This is a genomic window from Modicisalibacter sp. (assembly GCF_055145905.1).
Genome location: NZ_JBSREH010000037.1, coordinates 33,431 through 48,130, shown reverse-complemented (window position 1 = coordinate 48,130; position 14,700 = coordinate 33,431). Strand labels below are relative to the sequence as shown.

Below are 14,700 nucleotides of genomic sequence, written 5' to 3'. Positions count from 1 at the left end.
AGGTGCTTGATGTCGATATGCACGTACCCGGGCTCGTAGTCCTTGAAGGGCTTGTGCCGGGGCTTCCCATCATCACCAGCGTCCTGCCGAGCCAGTTCTGCCAGTGTCGGCACCTCGCGGCGCTGGAGCATGCGATGCAGGCCTGAGCGAGACAGTCGAGGGTTCAGGAACTCACGTGCCACGACGAGCAGGTCATCCAGACCGAGCCGCAGGAATTCGCGAGCGGCGATCAGCACCGCCTCCTGCTCGGACGTGAGGGTGGCCAGCAGGTTGTGACGCGTGTGCGGTCGGTCATGGACATCGTCACGGTACCGCCAGCGCCGGATCGTCGCGGGGGAGACGCCATACTGGCGAGCCAGCTCGCTATCCGTGATGCTGGAGGGCGCCGCCTGGATCTCGGACCGGATCTTCGGTGTTGTCGTGGCCTGCTTATGCAGCTTGATGTCCATGAATCGGCTCCCGAATGAATTGCTGTAGAAGCTCTCTGGCTGCCAGCAGAGGATAACTCCTATAACTCATTTGATCATCCGGGACCCTACAATTAGAAGAAAACGCGGGAAAAAGGTTTTTGAGGTAAAAGCGAATATTGTCCTTAGAAAACAATAAGTTATTTTGATATGTTTTGATAGGTTTCACGGGGCTTTACCACTTCAGAATGAGGTTCACTTCCCGATGCAGAACTCGCCGAAGATCTTGCCCAGCAGGTCGTCGGCGCTGAATTCGCCGGTGATCTCGCCGAGTGCCTGCTGGGCGGCGCGCAGGTCCTCCGCCAGCAGCTCGCCGGCGCCCATGCCCTCGAGCTGGGCGGCGCCGTTGTCGAGCGCTTCCCCGGCCCGCTCGAGGGCATCGAGATGGCGCCGCCGTGCCGAGAAGCGTCCCTCGGTGGTGGCCGAGTAGCCCATCACCGACTTGAGGTGATCCTTCAGGTTATCCACACCCGCACCGGTCTTTGCCGACAGGCGAATGACCGGCGGGGTTGTGGACAAGTCGATCCCGGCGGCCTCGCCGAGGGTGTCGATCTTGTTGCGCACCAGCGTTAGCCGTCCGGGATCGGCCAGCCGCGAGACGAACTCCGGCCAGATGGCCATGGGGTCGGTGGCCTGCGTGGTGGCGGCGTCGACCAGCAGCAGCACGCGGTCGGCCTTCTCGATCTCCTCCCAGGCGCGCTGGACACCGATGCGCTCCACGGCGTCGGGGGTGTCGCGCAGCCCGGCGGTGTCGATCACGTGCAGCGGCATGCCGTCGAGGTGGATGTGCTCGCGCAGCACGTCGCGGGTGGTGCCGGCGATGTCGGTGACGATCGCCGTGTCCTGCTCGGTCAGGGCGTTGAGCAGGCTGGACTTGCCGGCGTTGGGACGCCCGGCGATCACCACGTTCATGCCCTCGCGCAGCAGCGCGCCCTGGCTCGCCGAGCGGCGCACGGTCTCCAGCGCGTCGCGGATGGCGGCGAGCTTGCCGGCGACGTGGCCGTCGGCGAGGAAGTCGATCTCCTCCTCGGGGAAGTCGATGGCCGCCTCGACGTACATGCGCAGCTCGATGAGCGAGTCGACCAGGGCGGCGACCCGCTCGGAGAAGGCGCCCTGCAGCGAGCGCAGGGCGTTCTCGGCGGCGGCGCGGGAGCTGGCGTCGATCAGGTCGGCGATGGCCTCGGCCTGGGCCAGGTCGAGCTTGTCGTTGAGGAAGGCGCGCTCGGAAAACTCGCCGGGACGCGCCAGGCGGGCGCCCAGCGTCACGCAGCGCTCGAGCAGCATGTCCATGAGTACCGGGCCGCCGTGGCCCTGCAGCTCGAGCACGTCCTCGCCGGTGAAGGAGTACGGCCCGGGGAAGAACAGGGCGATGCCTTCGTCGATGACCTGCCCCTCGGCGCCCAGGAAGGTGCCGTAGCGGGCGTGACGCGGGGCCGGGCAGTGGCCGATCACCGCTTCGGCGATCGCCCGGCAGGCCGGCCCCGAGACCCGGATGATCCCGACGCCGCCACGCCCCGGCGGCGTGGCCAGGGCGGCGATGGTATCCGGCGTGTAGAGTGGCGTTTCGGGCATGGTGCTGGCTCTTTGAAGGGTGGAGACCATTGTCGTCATCCGGGGCTGAAACGCCAGACCCCCGCACGGAGGCGGGGGTCTGGCGTGGCGGGTGGCCGGCGACGCGCTACTTGCCCTTGGCGGGGGCGGTGTCGCCGACGATCTTGCGGGTGATCACCCACTGCTGGAGGATCGACAGGCTGTTGTTGACGATCCAGTAGATCACCAGGCCGGCCGGGAACCACATGAAGAAGAAGGTGAAGACGATCGGCAGCATCTTCATGATCTTCGCCTGGGTGGGATCGGGCGGCGCCGGGTTGAGCGACTGCTGGACCCACATGCTCAGCCCCATCAGCAGCGGCAGCACGAAGTACGGGTCCTTCATCGACAGGTCGTTGATCCACAGCATGAACGGCGCGTGGCGCAGTTCCACGGACTCCTTGAGCATCCAGTACAGCGCGATGAACACCGGCATCTGGATGACGATCGGCAGGCAGCCCCCCAGAGGATTGATCTTCTCCTTCTGGTAGAACTTCATCATCTCCTGCGACATCTTCTGGCGATCGTCGCCGAAGCGTTCCTTGATGCGCTGCATCTCGGGACCGAGCTTGCGCATCTTGGCCATCGACTTGTAGGCCTTGGCGGACAGCGGGAACAGCACGGTCTTGACGATGACCGTCAGCAGGACGATCGACCAGCCCCAGTTGCCGAGCACGCTGTGGATCTTCTCCAGCAGCCAGAACAGCGGGTTGGCCAGGAACCACAGCCAGCCGAAATCGACGGTGAGCTCCAGGTTGGGGGCCACGGCGGCCAGGCGTTCCTGGACCTTGGGACCCATGTAGAGCGTGGCGCTCAGGTCGGTCTCGCCGCCGGGGGCCACGCTCTGGGTGGGGCCGGCGAAGGCCACCACGTTGCGATCCCGGGAATCGGTGGTCGCGTAGTAGAGGTTCTGCTGGTTCTGCGCCGGGACCCAGGCGGAGGTGAAGTAGTGCTGGATGATCGCGACCCAGCCGCCCTCGACGTCACGATTGTTGAACTCGCCGTTCTTGATCGCGTCGAAGCCGACCTTCTCGTAATGATTGTCCGGCGAGGAATAGGCCGCGCCCAGGTACGAGCTCATGCCCATGCCGCCGCTGGTCGACGGGTCGGGACTGTTGTCGCGGGCCAGCTGACCGATGAAGCGGGCGGTGACGGGGGTTTCGCCCTGGTTGGCCAGATGGTAGCTGACCTTGACGGCGTAGCTGTCGCGGTCGAAGACCAGGCGCTTGATGACGTCAACACCGTTGACTGTGGCCTTGAGGTCGACGGTCAGCGACTTCTCGCCCTTGGCGAGGGTGTACTGGGTCTTCTCCGGCGTGAAGGCGATGCGTCCCTTGTGCCCCTCGAGCTGGAGCCCGGACTTGGCGACATAGCTGCGGGTACGGCCGTCGGAGAGCAGCACGAAGGGATGCTCGGCGTTGCGGCTCATCTTGTGCTGCGGAAGCGCCGCGTAGACGATGTCGCCGCCCCGCGGGTCGATGCGCACGTCGAGCACGTCGGTCTTCACGTCGATCAGGCTGCGCCGAGTGTCGGTGGCGGCGTTGTCCGCCATCGTCGGGCTGGCGCTGCCCCCTGACTTGCCGGAGGGTGCAGCCAGGCTCTGCTCGTCGGCGGGCTGGCCGCCGCCATCGCCGGCGGCCGGCTGACCGCTGCTGCTGAACGAGGGCGAGGAGGTTTCGGCAGGGGTCTGCCCGTAGTCCTGATTCCACTGGATGACCAGCAGGTAGGCAAGAACCGCGAGCGGAATCACGAGTAACAGTCGTTTTACGTCCATTAGGGATCTGCCCGATGGGAAGTTGGATCACTCTGGCGACTCGGCCAGCACGCTGTTCCGGTCAGGAGGGCGAGGCGACCGCCGCCTGCTTGCGAACCTCCTTTTCCAGGCGTCGCCACAGGCCGTGCAGCTGGCGGTGCAGCGTGGGGTTATCCAGGTCGCTGACGCCGCGACGGGCGAGGACCACGATATCCACGGCGGGCAGGCGATGCTGCCGGAGTCGGATGGATTCGCGCACGAGGCGCTTGAGACGATTGCGATCAACGGCACGACGGACATTCTTCTTGCTCACCACCAGGCCGACACGGGGATGCCCCAGTGCATTGGCTCTGGCGAGAACCAGGATGCCCCTGGCATGAACCTTGTACGTGGCGCGATCGAAGACGTATCGATAGTCCCCGGCAGTCAGCAGGCGCAGTTGCCGGGGAAAGCCCTGACAGGACATTCGCGGCCGATCAAGCGCTCAGACGCTTGCGACCCTTGGCACGACGACGTGCCAGAACCTGACGGCCATTCTTGGTGGCCATGCGAGCACGGAAGCCGTGCGCACGCTTGCGCTTGAGAACGCTGGGTTGAAAGGTGCGTTTCATGACGTTGAATTCCCACGTGGTGGATTGGAAGTGACAGTTGTCCCCCCTCCCCAGACGGGGCAGCGGGACGGATTTGGCTCAAGGCGGGAAATTCTAGTGAATTCGCCAGCCACGTGCAATTTCTGCGCGCGATTATCCACAACGGGTTCTTTCAACGCCCGGCGGTTCGGCCCGCCATGGCCTGTCTCCGGTGAAGTCCACCAGGCGCCATCCGAGCGAAGACCGTCGACGGATCATCGCTTCCGCCGTGACGGCCGGCCTTACTATAATCATTGGGTTTCTTGATTGATGTTGTTATTACTATTGGGGATAGTTTTTGTGGATAAAGCATTTATTGCTTGAAAAATCAGTCAAGTGGGTATTTGACGAATCTGTGCACAGCCGCTTGGGAAGCGGTGAGTCTCGTGTCACGAGCCTGTGGATGAAATAGCGGATTATCCACGACCCCTCGCTTGTACCCGAAAGGTACCCGTTGCATCCACTCGTTCGTACCCGAGTTTTCCACAGCGCGTTCGCCGCTGCCCGGCGTGTGGATAACTCGTCTCGAGAACGCTACAATGCTCGGTCATTCGCAAATCGGGATGGGTCTCACGCGTGTCGGTCGCTCTTTGGCAACAATGTCTGGACTACCTGCAGGACGAGCTGAACTCGCAGCAGTTCAACACCTGGATTCGCCCCTTGCAGGCGGAAGATACGGCGCCCAACGAGCTCACGTTGCTGGCGCCCAATCGCTTCGTGCGCGATTGGGTCAGCGACAAGTACCTGAAGCGCATCAACGAGCTGCTGCGTGAACTGGCGCCGGCCAAGCCACCCAAGGTGGCGCTGGCGGTGGGCAGCCGGCGTGCCGCGCCCAGCCCCCAGCCCCGGGATCTCGGTAACCCGGTCTCGGCCAGCCGCTTCCGCCAGCCTGCGGCGCCGGCGGTGCAGACGCCGCCGCGGGGCGATTACGCCGACGAGCAGGAGATCGAGACGCTGCGCGAGGAGTCCGCGCGGCGCGGCGGTGCGAACGGCGAGCGCCAGGTCCAGGTGGAGGGCAGCCTCAAGCACCAGAGCGGTCTCAATCCCAACTTCACCTTCGACACCTTCGTCGAGGGCAAGTCCAACCAGCTGGCCCGGGCGGCCTCGCGGCAGGTCTCGGAAAACCCCGGCGGCGCCTACAATCCGCTGTTCCTGTACGGCGGGGTGGGGCTCGGCAAGACGCACCTGATGCACGCGGTGGGCAACCAGCTGGCCATGCAGCGTGACAACGCCCGGGTGGTCTACCTGCACTCCGAGCGCTTCGTCGCCGACATGGTCAAGGCGCTGCAGCTCAACGCCATCAATGACTTCAAGCGCTTCTATCGCAGCGTTGACGCCCTGCTGATCGACGACATCCAGTTCTTCGCCGGCAAGGAGCGCTCCCAGGAGGAGTTCTTCCACACCTTTAATGCGCTGCTCGAGGGCGGTCAGCAGATGATCCTCACCTCGGATCGCTACCCCAAGGAGATCAGCGGGGTCGAGGAGCGTCTCAAGTCGCGCTTCGGCTGGGGGCTGACGGTGGCGATCGAGCCGCCGGAGCTGGAGACCCGGGTGGCGATCCTGATGAAGAAGGCCGACCAGGCCAAGGTCGACCTGCCGCACGACGCCGCCTTCTTCATTGCCCAGAAGATCCGCTCCAACGTCCGCGAGCTCGAGGGCGCGCTGAAGAAGGTGATCGCCGACTCGCACTTCATGGGCAAGCCCATCACCCAGGATTTCATTCGCGAGTCGCTCAAGGACCTGCTGGCGCTGCAGGACAAGCAGGTCGGGGTGGACAATATCCAGCGCACCGTGGCCGAGTACTACAAGATCAAGGTGGCGGACCTGCTCTCCAAGCGGCGCTCGCGCTCCGTGGCCCGGCCGCGCCAGGTGGCGATGGCGCTGGCCAAGGAGCTGACCAATCACAGCCTGCCGGAAATCGGCGATGCCTTCGGCGGCCGCGACCACACCACCGTGCTGCACGCCTGCCGCAAGGTGCAGGCCCTGCAGGACGAGAGCGCCGACATCCGCGAGGATTACAAGAACCTGCTGCGCTTGCTGACCAGCTGAGACGACGCACATCCCGCCGCACCGGCGGCACGAACATCGCCTTGATATTCAGGACAAGAGTGGAGCCCTCATGAAATTTTCCATCGCCCGCGAAGCCCTGCTGCGCCCGCTGTCGCTGGTAGCCGGCGTCGTCGAGCGCCGCCAGACGCTGCCGGTGCTTTCCAACGTGCTGATCGAGGTGCAGGACGCCCGGCTGGCCCTGACCGGCACCGACCTCGAGGTGGAGCTGATCGGCCGCGCCGAGCCCACCCAGGTCGACGAGCCGGGCTCGGCGACGGTGCCCGCGCGCAAGCTGATGGATATCTGCAAGTCGCTGCCCGAGCAGTCCGAGATCACCTTTTCGCTGGAGGACGGCCGCGCGATCCTGCGTGCCGGGCGTTCGCGCTTCACGCTCTCCACCCTGCCGGTGGCCGAGTTTCCCAACATCGAGGACGGCCAGGCCAGCCAGGAGCTGACCCTGTCGCGGGGCACGCTCAAGCACCTGATCGACGCCACCGGCTTCGCCATGGCCCAGCAGGACGTGCGCTATTATCTCAACGGCATGCTGCTGGAGTTCGGTCACCACCTGGTGCGCACGGTCGCCACCGACGGCCATCGCCTGGCCATGTGCACCCGCAGCGCCGAGATCGACGTCGAACCGGCCCAGAAGCTGATCGTGCCGCGCAAGGGCGTGCTCGAACTGTCGCGGTTGCTCGATGGCAGCGACGAGCCGGTCAACCTGACGCTGGGCGCCAACCATGTGCGCGCCCACACCGGCGAGTTCACCTTCACCTCCAAGCTGGTGGACGGCAAGTTCCCCGACTACGAGCGGGTGATCCCGCGCGGCGGCGACAAGACCTTCATCGCCGACCGCGCCGAGCTGCGTCAGGTGCTGTCGCGGACCTCGATCCTCTCCAACGAGAAGTATCGTGGCGTGCGGCTCAACCTCGAGGAGGGCAACCTCCGCGTGCTGGCCAACAATCCCGAGCAGGAGGAAGCCGAGGAGAACGTGGCCATCGACTACGACGGCAATGCCATGGAAATCGGCTTCAACGTCGGTTATCTGATCGACGTGCTCAACGCGCTGGATAACGAGCGCATGCAGATGACCCTGTCCGATCCCAACAGCAGCGCCATCATGGAAGAGCCCGGCGGCGGCGACGCCCTCTACGTCGTCATGCCCATGCGCCTGTAATCCGCCCACCGCGACGGAGCGCCTCCGGGCGCTCCTGGAATCCTCGATGCCTCTCGATCGCCTCTCGTTTCAGGGCCTGCGCAATCTGGCGTCGCTGGAGATGCGACCCTCGGCCACCGTCAACCTGATCAGCGGCGACAACGGCAGCGGCAAGACCAGCCTGCTCGAGGGTATTCACATCCTCGGCATGGGCCGTTCGTTTCGCACTCAGCAGCTCAAGCACGCCATCCATCACGACCATGACAGCGTCACCCTGCACGGGCGGCTGGCGGGCGATCCGCCCGTGCCCCTGGGGGTGCGGCGTCACCGCCAGCAGGCGGAACTGGAGATGCGCATGGCCGGTGAGCGGGTGGGACGGGTCGCCCAGCTCGTCGAAGCGCTGCCCCTGCAGCTGATCAACCCCGATGCCTTCCGTCTTCTGGAAGGTTCGCCGGCGGCGCGTCGCGAGTTTCTCGACTGGGGCGTGTTTCACGTGAAACATGACTTTCTCGAGGCCTGGCGGCGCATGCGCCGGGCACTGAAACATCGGAACGCCCTGCTCAGGCATGATAGAATGGACGCCCAGTCGCTGGCCGTCTGGGAACGGGAGCTGGTGCACTGGAGCGAGCGGCTGGATGCGCTGCGCAGTGCCTACATGGCGGACTTCCTGCCGGTCTTCGAGGCCACGCTGGCCGAGCTGCTGCCCCTGCCGGGCCTGTTGCTGCGCTACCACCGCGGCTGGGATCGCCAGCGCGATCTCGCCGAGCTGCTCGCGCAGGGCCGGACGACGGATCGGCAGATGGGCTTCACCCAGCAGGGACCGCAGCGCGCCGACCTGCGCATCCGGGTCGACCGCCGCCCGGCGGTCGAAGTGCTCTCCCGAGGGCAGCAGAAGCTCGTGGTCAGCGCGCTGAAGCTGGCTCAGGGGCGGCTGCTCGAGCAGTGCACGGGACGGACCTGCGTCTACCTGATCGACGACCTGCCGGCCGAGCTGGACGCCGCCCATCGCCGCCTCTTCTGCCACTGGCTGGCACGCATGCAGTGCCAGGTCTTCATCACCAGCGTCGATCCCGATGCGCTGGTGGAGGCGTGGCAACCGGGCACGGCCATGGCGATGTTTCACGTGAAACAGGGCCGACTGACAGCACACGGAACATGACTTCACGACGGAGTAGTCAATGAGCGAACAGGCTTACGACTCATCGAGCATCAAGGTCCTCAAGGGGCTGGATGCCGTGCGCAAGCGGCCCGGCATGTACATCGGCGACACCGATGACGGCACCGGCCTGCATCATATGGTGTTCGAGTTGGTGGACAACTCCATCGACGAAGCGCTGGCGGGCTACTGCAGCGAGATCCGCGTGATCATCCATCCCGATGAGTCGGTCACGGTCAGCGACAACGGCCGCGGGATTCCCACCGACATCCACAGCGAGGAGGGGGTTTCCGCCGCGGAAGTCATCATGACCGTGCTGCATGCCGGCGGCAAGTTCGACGACAACTCCTACAAGGTCTCCGGTGGGCTCCACGGGGTCGGGGTATCGGTGGTCAACGCCCTGTCCGAGGAGCTCAAGCTGACCATCTGGCGTGCCGGCAAGGTGCACGAGCAGCTCTACCATCACGGCGTGCCGGATGCGCCACTGGCGGTGGTGGGCGAGACACAGCAGAGCGGCTCGCGGGTGCACTTCCGGCCGTCCGGCGAGACCTTCGCCAACATCGAGTTTCACTACGACATCCTCGCCCGGCGCCTGCGCGAGCTGTCGTTCCTGAATTCCGGCGTGGCGATCCGCCTGACCGACGAGCGCAGCGGCAAGGAGGAGCTGTTCCACTACGAGGGCGGCCTGCGGGCCTTCGTCGACCACCTGAACACCAACAAGAGCACGCTCAACCCGGTGTTCCACTTCGAGGCCCAGCGGCCCGACGGCATCGTCGTCGAGGTGGCGATGCAGTGGAACGACACCTTCGCCGAGAACATCTTCTGCTACACCAACAACATCCCCCAGCGCGACGGCGGCACCCACCTGGCCGGCTTCCGCGCGGCCCTGACCCGGACCCTCAACCACTACATCGAGGCGGAAGGGCTGAGCAAGAAGGCCAAGGTCAGCACCTCTGGCGATGACGCCCGCGAGGGGCTGACGGCGATCATCTCGGTCAAGGTGCCGGATCCCAAGTTCTCCTCGCAGACCAAGGACAAGCTGGTTTCCTCCGAGGTGAAGACGGCGGTGGAGCAGGAGCTGGGCCGCGAGTTTTCCGACTACCTGGTCGAGCGTCCCAACGAGGCCAAGTCGATCGTCAACAAGATGATCGACGCCGCCCGTGCCCGCGAGGCGGCGCGCAAGGCCCGCGAGATGACGCGCCGCAAGGGAGCGCTGGACATCGCCGGGCTGCCCGGCAAGCTGGCCGACTGCCAGGAGAAGGACCCGAGCCTGTCCGAGCTGTATCTCGTGGAGGGCGACTCGGCGGGCGGCAGCGCCAAGCAGGGCCGCGATCGCCGGACCCAGGCGATCCTGCCGCTCAAGGGCAAGATCCTCAACGTCGAGAAGGCGCGCTTCGACAAGATGCTCTCCTCGGCGGAGGTCGGCACCCTGATCACCGCCCTGGGCTGCGGCATCGGGCGCGAGGAGTTCAACCCGGACAAGCTGCGCTACCACTCGATCATCATCATGACCGACGCCGACGTCGACGGCTCGCACATCCGCACGCTGTTGCTGACGTTCTTCTTCCGGCAGATGCCCGAGCTGATCGAGCGTGGCCACGTGTTCATCGCCCAGCCGCCGCTGTACAAGATCAAGCGCGGCAAGCAGGAGATGTACCTCAAGGACGAGCAGGCGCTGCTCGACTACCTGACCACCACCGCGCTGGACGGGGCCAGTCTGCACGTCAATGCCGACGCCCCGGGCATCAGCGGCGAACGCCTCGAGGCGCTGGTCACCCAGTACCGCGACGTGATGAAGCGCATCGATCGCCTGTCCCGGGTGTATCCCAGCGAGGTGCTGCGCAAGATCGTCCACGCCGCGACGCTCGACGGCGAGGACAGCCTGCGCGATCGCGTCACCATGGAGAACTGGATCGCCTTCCTGCAGGCGGAGATGGATGCCCTGGTTGACTACGAAGGTGGCCCGCGCTACGTCTTCCAGCTGCACGAGGACAGCGAGCGGGGCCTGCTGCTGCCCGGCGTGGCGCTGACCGCGCACGGCGTCACCACCGAGTATCTGTGGGGAGCCGACTTCTTCCGCAGTGCCGACTACCGCCGGATGGCGGCGCTGGGCGAGACCCTCAACGGCCTGCTGGGCGAGGGCGCCCATGTGGCCCGCGGCGAGCGCCGCCGCACCGTGACCACCTTCTACGAGGCCCTCGAGTGGCTGATGGGCGAGGCGCAGCGCGGCTTCTCGATCCAGCGCTACAAGGGGCTGGGCGAGATGAACCCCGAGCAGCTGTGGGAAACCACCATGGACCCCGAGACCCGGCGCATGCTGCGCGTTTCCATCGAGGACGCGGTGGCCGCGGACATGATGTTCAACACCCTGATGGGGGATGAGGTGGAGCCGCGTCGCGACTTCATCGAGAAGAACGCGCTGGTCGCCAACCTCGACGTCTGACCCCGAGAGTCCACCGCCCGTCGGCATGTTTCACGTGAAACATGCCGTCCGGAAAACGCCCCGGTCGAAAGCTTCGGCCGGGGCGTTTTCGTAAGTACGGTTGGCGATGTCGTCAGGCGAGGCGGCGGCTGGGCTCGAGTCGGATCGCCACCGCCTTGGAGGTCGGCGTGTCGGAGCCGATGCCGACGCTTTCCAGCGGCACCAGCGGGTTGGTCTCGGGGTAGTAGGCCGCACAGCAGCCGGCCGGGATGGCGTAGCTGACCAGGCGGAAGGCGTCCGCCCGGCGTTCGCGATCTCCATGCGATTCGCCGACCAGATCCACCCAGTCGCCATCACGCAGCCCCAGGCGCTCGAGGTCCTCGGCGTTGATGAACAGCACCCGGCGCTGGCCGTGAACGCCCCGATAGCGATCGTCGTAACCGTAGACCGTGGTGTTGTACTGGTCGTGACTGCGCAGGGTCTGCAGCGTCAGCCAGCCCGCATCGCGACGCTCATGAAGCCGCTGGTGCATCACCGCGTCGGGCAGCTCGGCGTTCGAGAAGACCGCCTTGCCCGAGGGCGTGACGAAGCGCCGCTGCCGGGCCGGGTTGTCGAGGGCGAACCCCCGATGCCGACGCAGACGAGCGTTGAACGCCTCGAAGCCGGGAATCACCGCTTCGATTTCCGCGCGGATACGATCGTAGTCGTCGACCCAGCCCCGCCAGTCGAGGGCTTGGCCGGTCGCCTCACGCAGGGTATGCGTGAGGGCGAGGGTCGCTTCGGCGATGCCGGCGACGATCGCCGGCTCCGAGCGCAGCGCCGCCGAGGCCGGCTCCATGCGCCCCCGGCTGGCGTGCACCATCGACATGGAATCCTCGACGCTGACCGCCTGCACGTCGCCGTCTGGACCCTGACGATCGAACTCGCTGCGTCCCAGGCAGGGCAGGATCAGTGCCTCCTCGCCGATCATCAGGTGGCTGCGATTGAGCTTGGTGCTGATCTGCACGTTGAGCCGGGTCCGGCCCAGTGCCGCCTCGGTGCGCGGAGTGTCCGGCGTTGCGCGGGCGAAGTTGCCACCCAGAGCGATGAATACGTTCGCCTTGCCCCTTTCCAGGGCGCCGATCGCCGACACCGTGTTGTGCCCCGGGCGGCGCGGCAGGGTCAGGCCGTAGCGGGCCTCGAGGGCGTCGATCAGCCAGCCCGGGGCCTTCTCGTCGATGCCCACGGTGCGGTTGCCCTGGACGTTGGAATGGCCGCGAACCGGGCACAGTCCGGCGCCTTCGCGGCCCACGTGGCCGCCCAGCAGCAGCAGATTGACGATCTCGCGCACGGTGTCGACCGAATGCACGTGCTGGGTGATGCCCATCGCCCAGGTGGCGATGACGCGCCGGGATTGCGCATAGACCGACGCGGCGCGGGTGAGGTCGTCGCGGCTCAGGCCGGACTGGGCCTCGATGCGCGACCAGTCGGTGGCTTTCACCCGGGCTCGCCAGGCGTCCAGGCCCTCGGTCAGGCTGTCGAGGAAGGCATGGTCGGGCGTGTAATCGCCGTCGTCGATCATCGCGAACAGCGCCTTGGCGATGCCGCGCACCGCGGCCATGTCACCGCCCAGCTTGGGCTGGAAATAGTGCGAGCTGATCCGGTGGCTGCCGCCGAACAGCATTTCGCGCTTGTTCTGCGGATCGGCGAAGCGCTCCAGCCCCCGCTCGCGCAGCGGGTTGAAGGTGACGATCGCCGCGCCGCGTTCGGCGGCGCGGCGCAGGTCGCCGAGCATGCGGGGGTGGTTGGTACCGGGGTTCTGGCCGAAGACGAAGATGGCGTCGGCGTGTTCGAAGTCCGCCAGCGACACCGTGCCCTTGCCGACGCCGAGGCCGGCCGTCATGCCCAGCCCGCTGGCCTCGTGGCACATGTTGGAGCAGTCCGGCAGGTTGTTGGTGCCGTAGACCCGGGCGAACAGCTGGTAGAGGTAGGCCGCCTCGTTGCTGGCCCGACCGGAGGTGTAGAACAGCGCGCGGTCGGGATCGATGGCGGCTAACTGTTCGGCGATCAGGGCGAAGGCGTCATCCCAGTCGATGGGCTGATAACGGTCGCTGCCCGCATCGTAGCGCATCGGTTCGGTGAGCCGGCCCTGGTCCTCGAGGCGGAAGTCGTCCCAATCTCGCAGCTCGCTGACCGTGTGCTGCGCGAAGAAGCGCCGGGTGACTCGTTTGGCGGTGGTCTCCCAGGCCACGGCCTTGACGCCGTTCTCGCAGAACTCGAAGGAGGATTCGTGATTGGGGTCGCCCCAGGCGCAGCCCGGGCAGTCGAATCCTTCGGGCTGATTGGTGGCCAACAGGGAGCGGCTGCCCTTGAGCGGCGACTGGTTGTGCAACAGGTGGCGGCCGACGCTCTTCAGCGCGCCCCAGCCGCCGGCGGGGCCGGGATAGGAAGCGATGCGCGGATGGCGGGTCTTTCGCGGGTCGGCCTGGGGAAGGGTGTCGTCGGTCGGCAGGGACGAGTCGCTCATGGGCAAGCTCCGGCAGTCGGTTCAGCCTTTCAGCTTACGGCGATCCCGCGTCGGCGACCAATTGTTCTGACGGATGAGACGATAGACGCCGCCGATCATGCCGTCTCGGCGTCGGCCTGCCACAGCGACAGGGCAGCCTGAAGACGCCGGCTGGGCGCACGGCTGGCGTGCCACAGCAGGCCGATGCGATCCCCGTCGCCGGGCAGGCGGCGGGCGATCAATGGCGCCGGGCTGGTGGCGCGTTCGGCGAAGTGCGCCGGCAGCACGCTGGCACCGACGCCGGCCTGCAGCATGGCTTCCAGGGTGGCGATCGAATTGGCCTCGACGACCGGGGCCACCGCGATGCCGTGTTCGGCCAGCCGTGTCTCGAGCCGCTTGCGATGCTCCATCTCCGGCGTCAGCAGGCACAGCGGCCACTGGCCGAGCGCCTGCCAGTGGGGGGCCTCGGGCAGGGTGAAATGGGCCTGAGAGGCAATCAGGGCGGGCTGCTCGCGGTAGAGTTCGTGGTGCGCGTAGCCGGCCATGGCCGGGGCGTCGGTGTAGCCCAGCACCAGATCCAGCGAGCCGTCCTCGAGCCCCTGGGCGAGGGCCGGCGTGGCCAGTTCGCGAACGTGAAGGCGCAGCCGGGGAAAGGCGCGGCGCAGCGCCGGCAGCCGTGCGTCGAGGGCATACAGTGCCGTGGGGATCACGCCCAGGCTCAGGCAGCCGCTAGGCGCGGTGTCGGGGCCGACGTCGGCACGCAGGGCATCGAATTCGTCGAGGATGCGGTGGGCATGGGCGAGCACCCGCTGGCCCTCGGGTGTCAGTCCCTCGAAGCGGCGGCTGCGTCGAATCAGCGGCGTGCCCAGCTCCTCCTCGAGCTGCTGCAGGCGGGCCGAGAGCGTCGGCTGCGTGACGTGACAGGCCTCGGCGGCGCGGCCGAAATGTCGCTCCCGGGCGAGGGCGACCAGGAAGGTCAGCTGACGATGGTCCATG

Annotated in this window: 11 protein-coding genes; 4 read left to right on the top strand and 7 right to left on the bottom strand. The window is 66.4% G+C overall.

What is annotated here, in order from left to right:
* The 5 genes from ACTCB7_RS11625 to rpmH form a co-directional block, all read right to left on the bottom strand.
* Positions 1-449: transposase family protein (locus ACTCB7_RS11625; RefSeq protein ID WP_463006797.1), on the bottom strand; the 449-nt coding region annotated here is incomplete at its 3' end.
* 213 nt (positions 450-662) lie between these two features.
* Positions 663-2,039: a tRNA uridine-5-carboxymethylaminomethyl(34) synthesis GTPase MnmE gene (mnmE, locus tag ACTCB7_RS11620; RefSeq protein ID WP_163650177.1), complete on the bottom strand. Its 1,377-nt coding sequence runs from the start codon at positions 2,037-2,039 to the stop codon at positions 663-665.
* 106 nt (positions 2,040-2,145) lie between these two features.
* Positions 2,146-3,831, bottom strand: coding sequence for a membrane protein insertase YidC (yidC, locus tag ACTCB7_RS11615; RefSeq protein ID WP_463006796.1), 1,686 nt, complete (start codon positions 3,829-3,831; stop codon positions 2,146-2,148).
* Between the two features lie 61 nt (positions 3,832-3,892).
* Positions 3,893-4,276: a ribonuclease P protein component gene (gene rnpA / locus ACTCB7_RS11610; protein ID WP_163650179.1), complete on the bottom strand. Its 384-nt coding sequence runs from the start codon at positions 4,274-4,276 to the stop codon at positions 3,893-3,895.
* 10 nt (positions 4,277-4,286) lie between these two features.
* A complete protein-coding gene (gene rpmH, locus ACTCB7_RS11605; protein ID WP_163650180.1) occupies positions 4,287-4,421 on the bottom strand; it encodes a 50S ribosomal protein L34 in 135 nt (44 codons plus the stop codon).
* 594 nt (positions 4,422-5,015) lie between these two features.
* Between rpmH and dnaA the strand changes: the two genes are divergently transcribed.
* The 4 genes from dnaA (at position 5,016) to gyrB (ending at position 11,240) form a co-directional block, all read left to right on the top strand.
* Positions 5,016-6,488, top strand: a complete 1,473-nt coding sequence (dnaA, locus tag ACTCB7_RS11600) for a chromosomal replication initiator protein DnaA (RefSeq protein WP_463006795.1) — start codon at positions 5,016-5,018, stop codon at positions 6,486-6,488.
* 70 nt (positions 6,489-6,558) lie between these two features.
* Entirely contained in the window at positions 6,559-7,662 is a 1,104-nt protein-coding gene (dnaN, locus tag ACTCB7_RS11595) for a DNA polymerase III subunit beta (protein WP_463006794.1), read from the top strand.
* 46 nt (positions 7,663-7,708) lie between these two features.
* Positions 7,709-8,800 (top strand): DNA replication/repair protein RecF, encoded by a 1,092-nt coding sequence (recF, locus tag ACTCB7_RS11590; RefSeq protein ID WP_163650183.1) that lies wholly within the window; start codon positions 7,709-7,711, stop codon positions 8,798-8,800.
* Between the two features lie 19 nt (positions 8,801-8,819).
* Complete coding sequence (gene gyrB / locus ACTCB7_RS11585) at positions 8,820-11,240, top strand: DNA topoisomerase (ATP-hydrolyzing) subunit B (RefSeq protein ID WP_463006793.1); 2,421 nt, start codon at positions 8,820-8,822, stop codon at positions 11,238-11,240.
* Positions 11,241-11,352: 112 nt separating this feature from the next.
* Here the strand turns inward: gyrB and ACTCB7_RS11580 are convergent, their stop codons facing one another.
* Both ACTCB7_RS11580 and ACTCB7_RS11575 read right to left on the bottom strand, forming a co-directional pair.
* Positions 11,353-13,725, bottom strand: coding sequence for an FdhF/YdeP family oxidoreductase (locus ACTCB7_RS11580; protein ID WP_463006792.1), 2,373 nt, complete (start codon positions 13,723-13,725; stop codon positions 11,353-11,355).
* Between the two features lie 95 nt (positions 13,726-13,820).
* Positions 13,821-14,699, bottom strand: coding sequence for a LysR family transcriptional regulator (locus tag ACTCB7_RS11575; RefSeq protein WP_463006791.1), 879 nt, complete (start codon positions 14,697-14,699; stop codon positions 13,821-13,823).
* Between the last annotated feature and the right edge of the window lies 1 nt (position 14,700).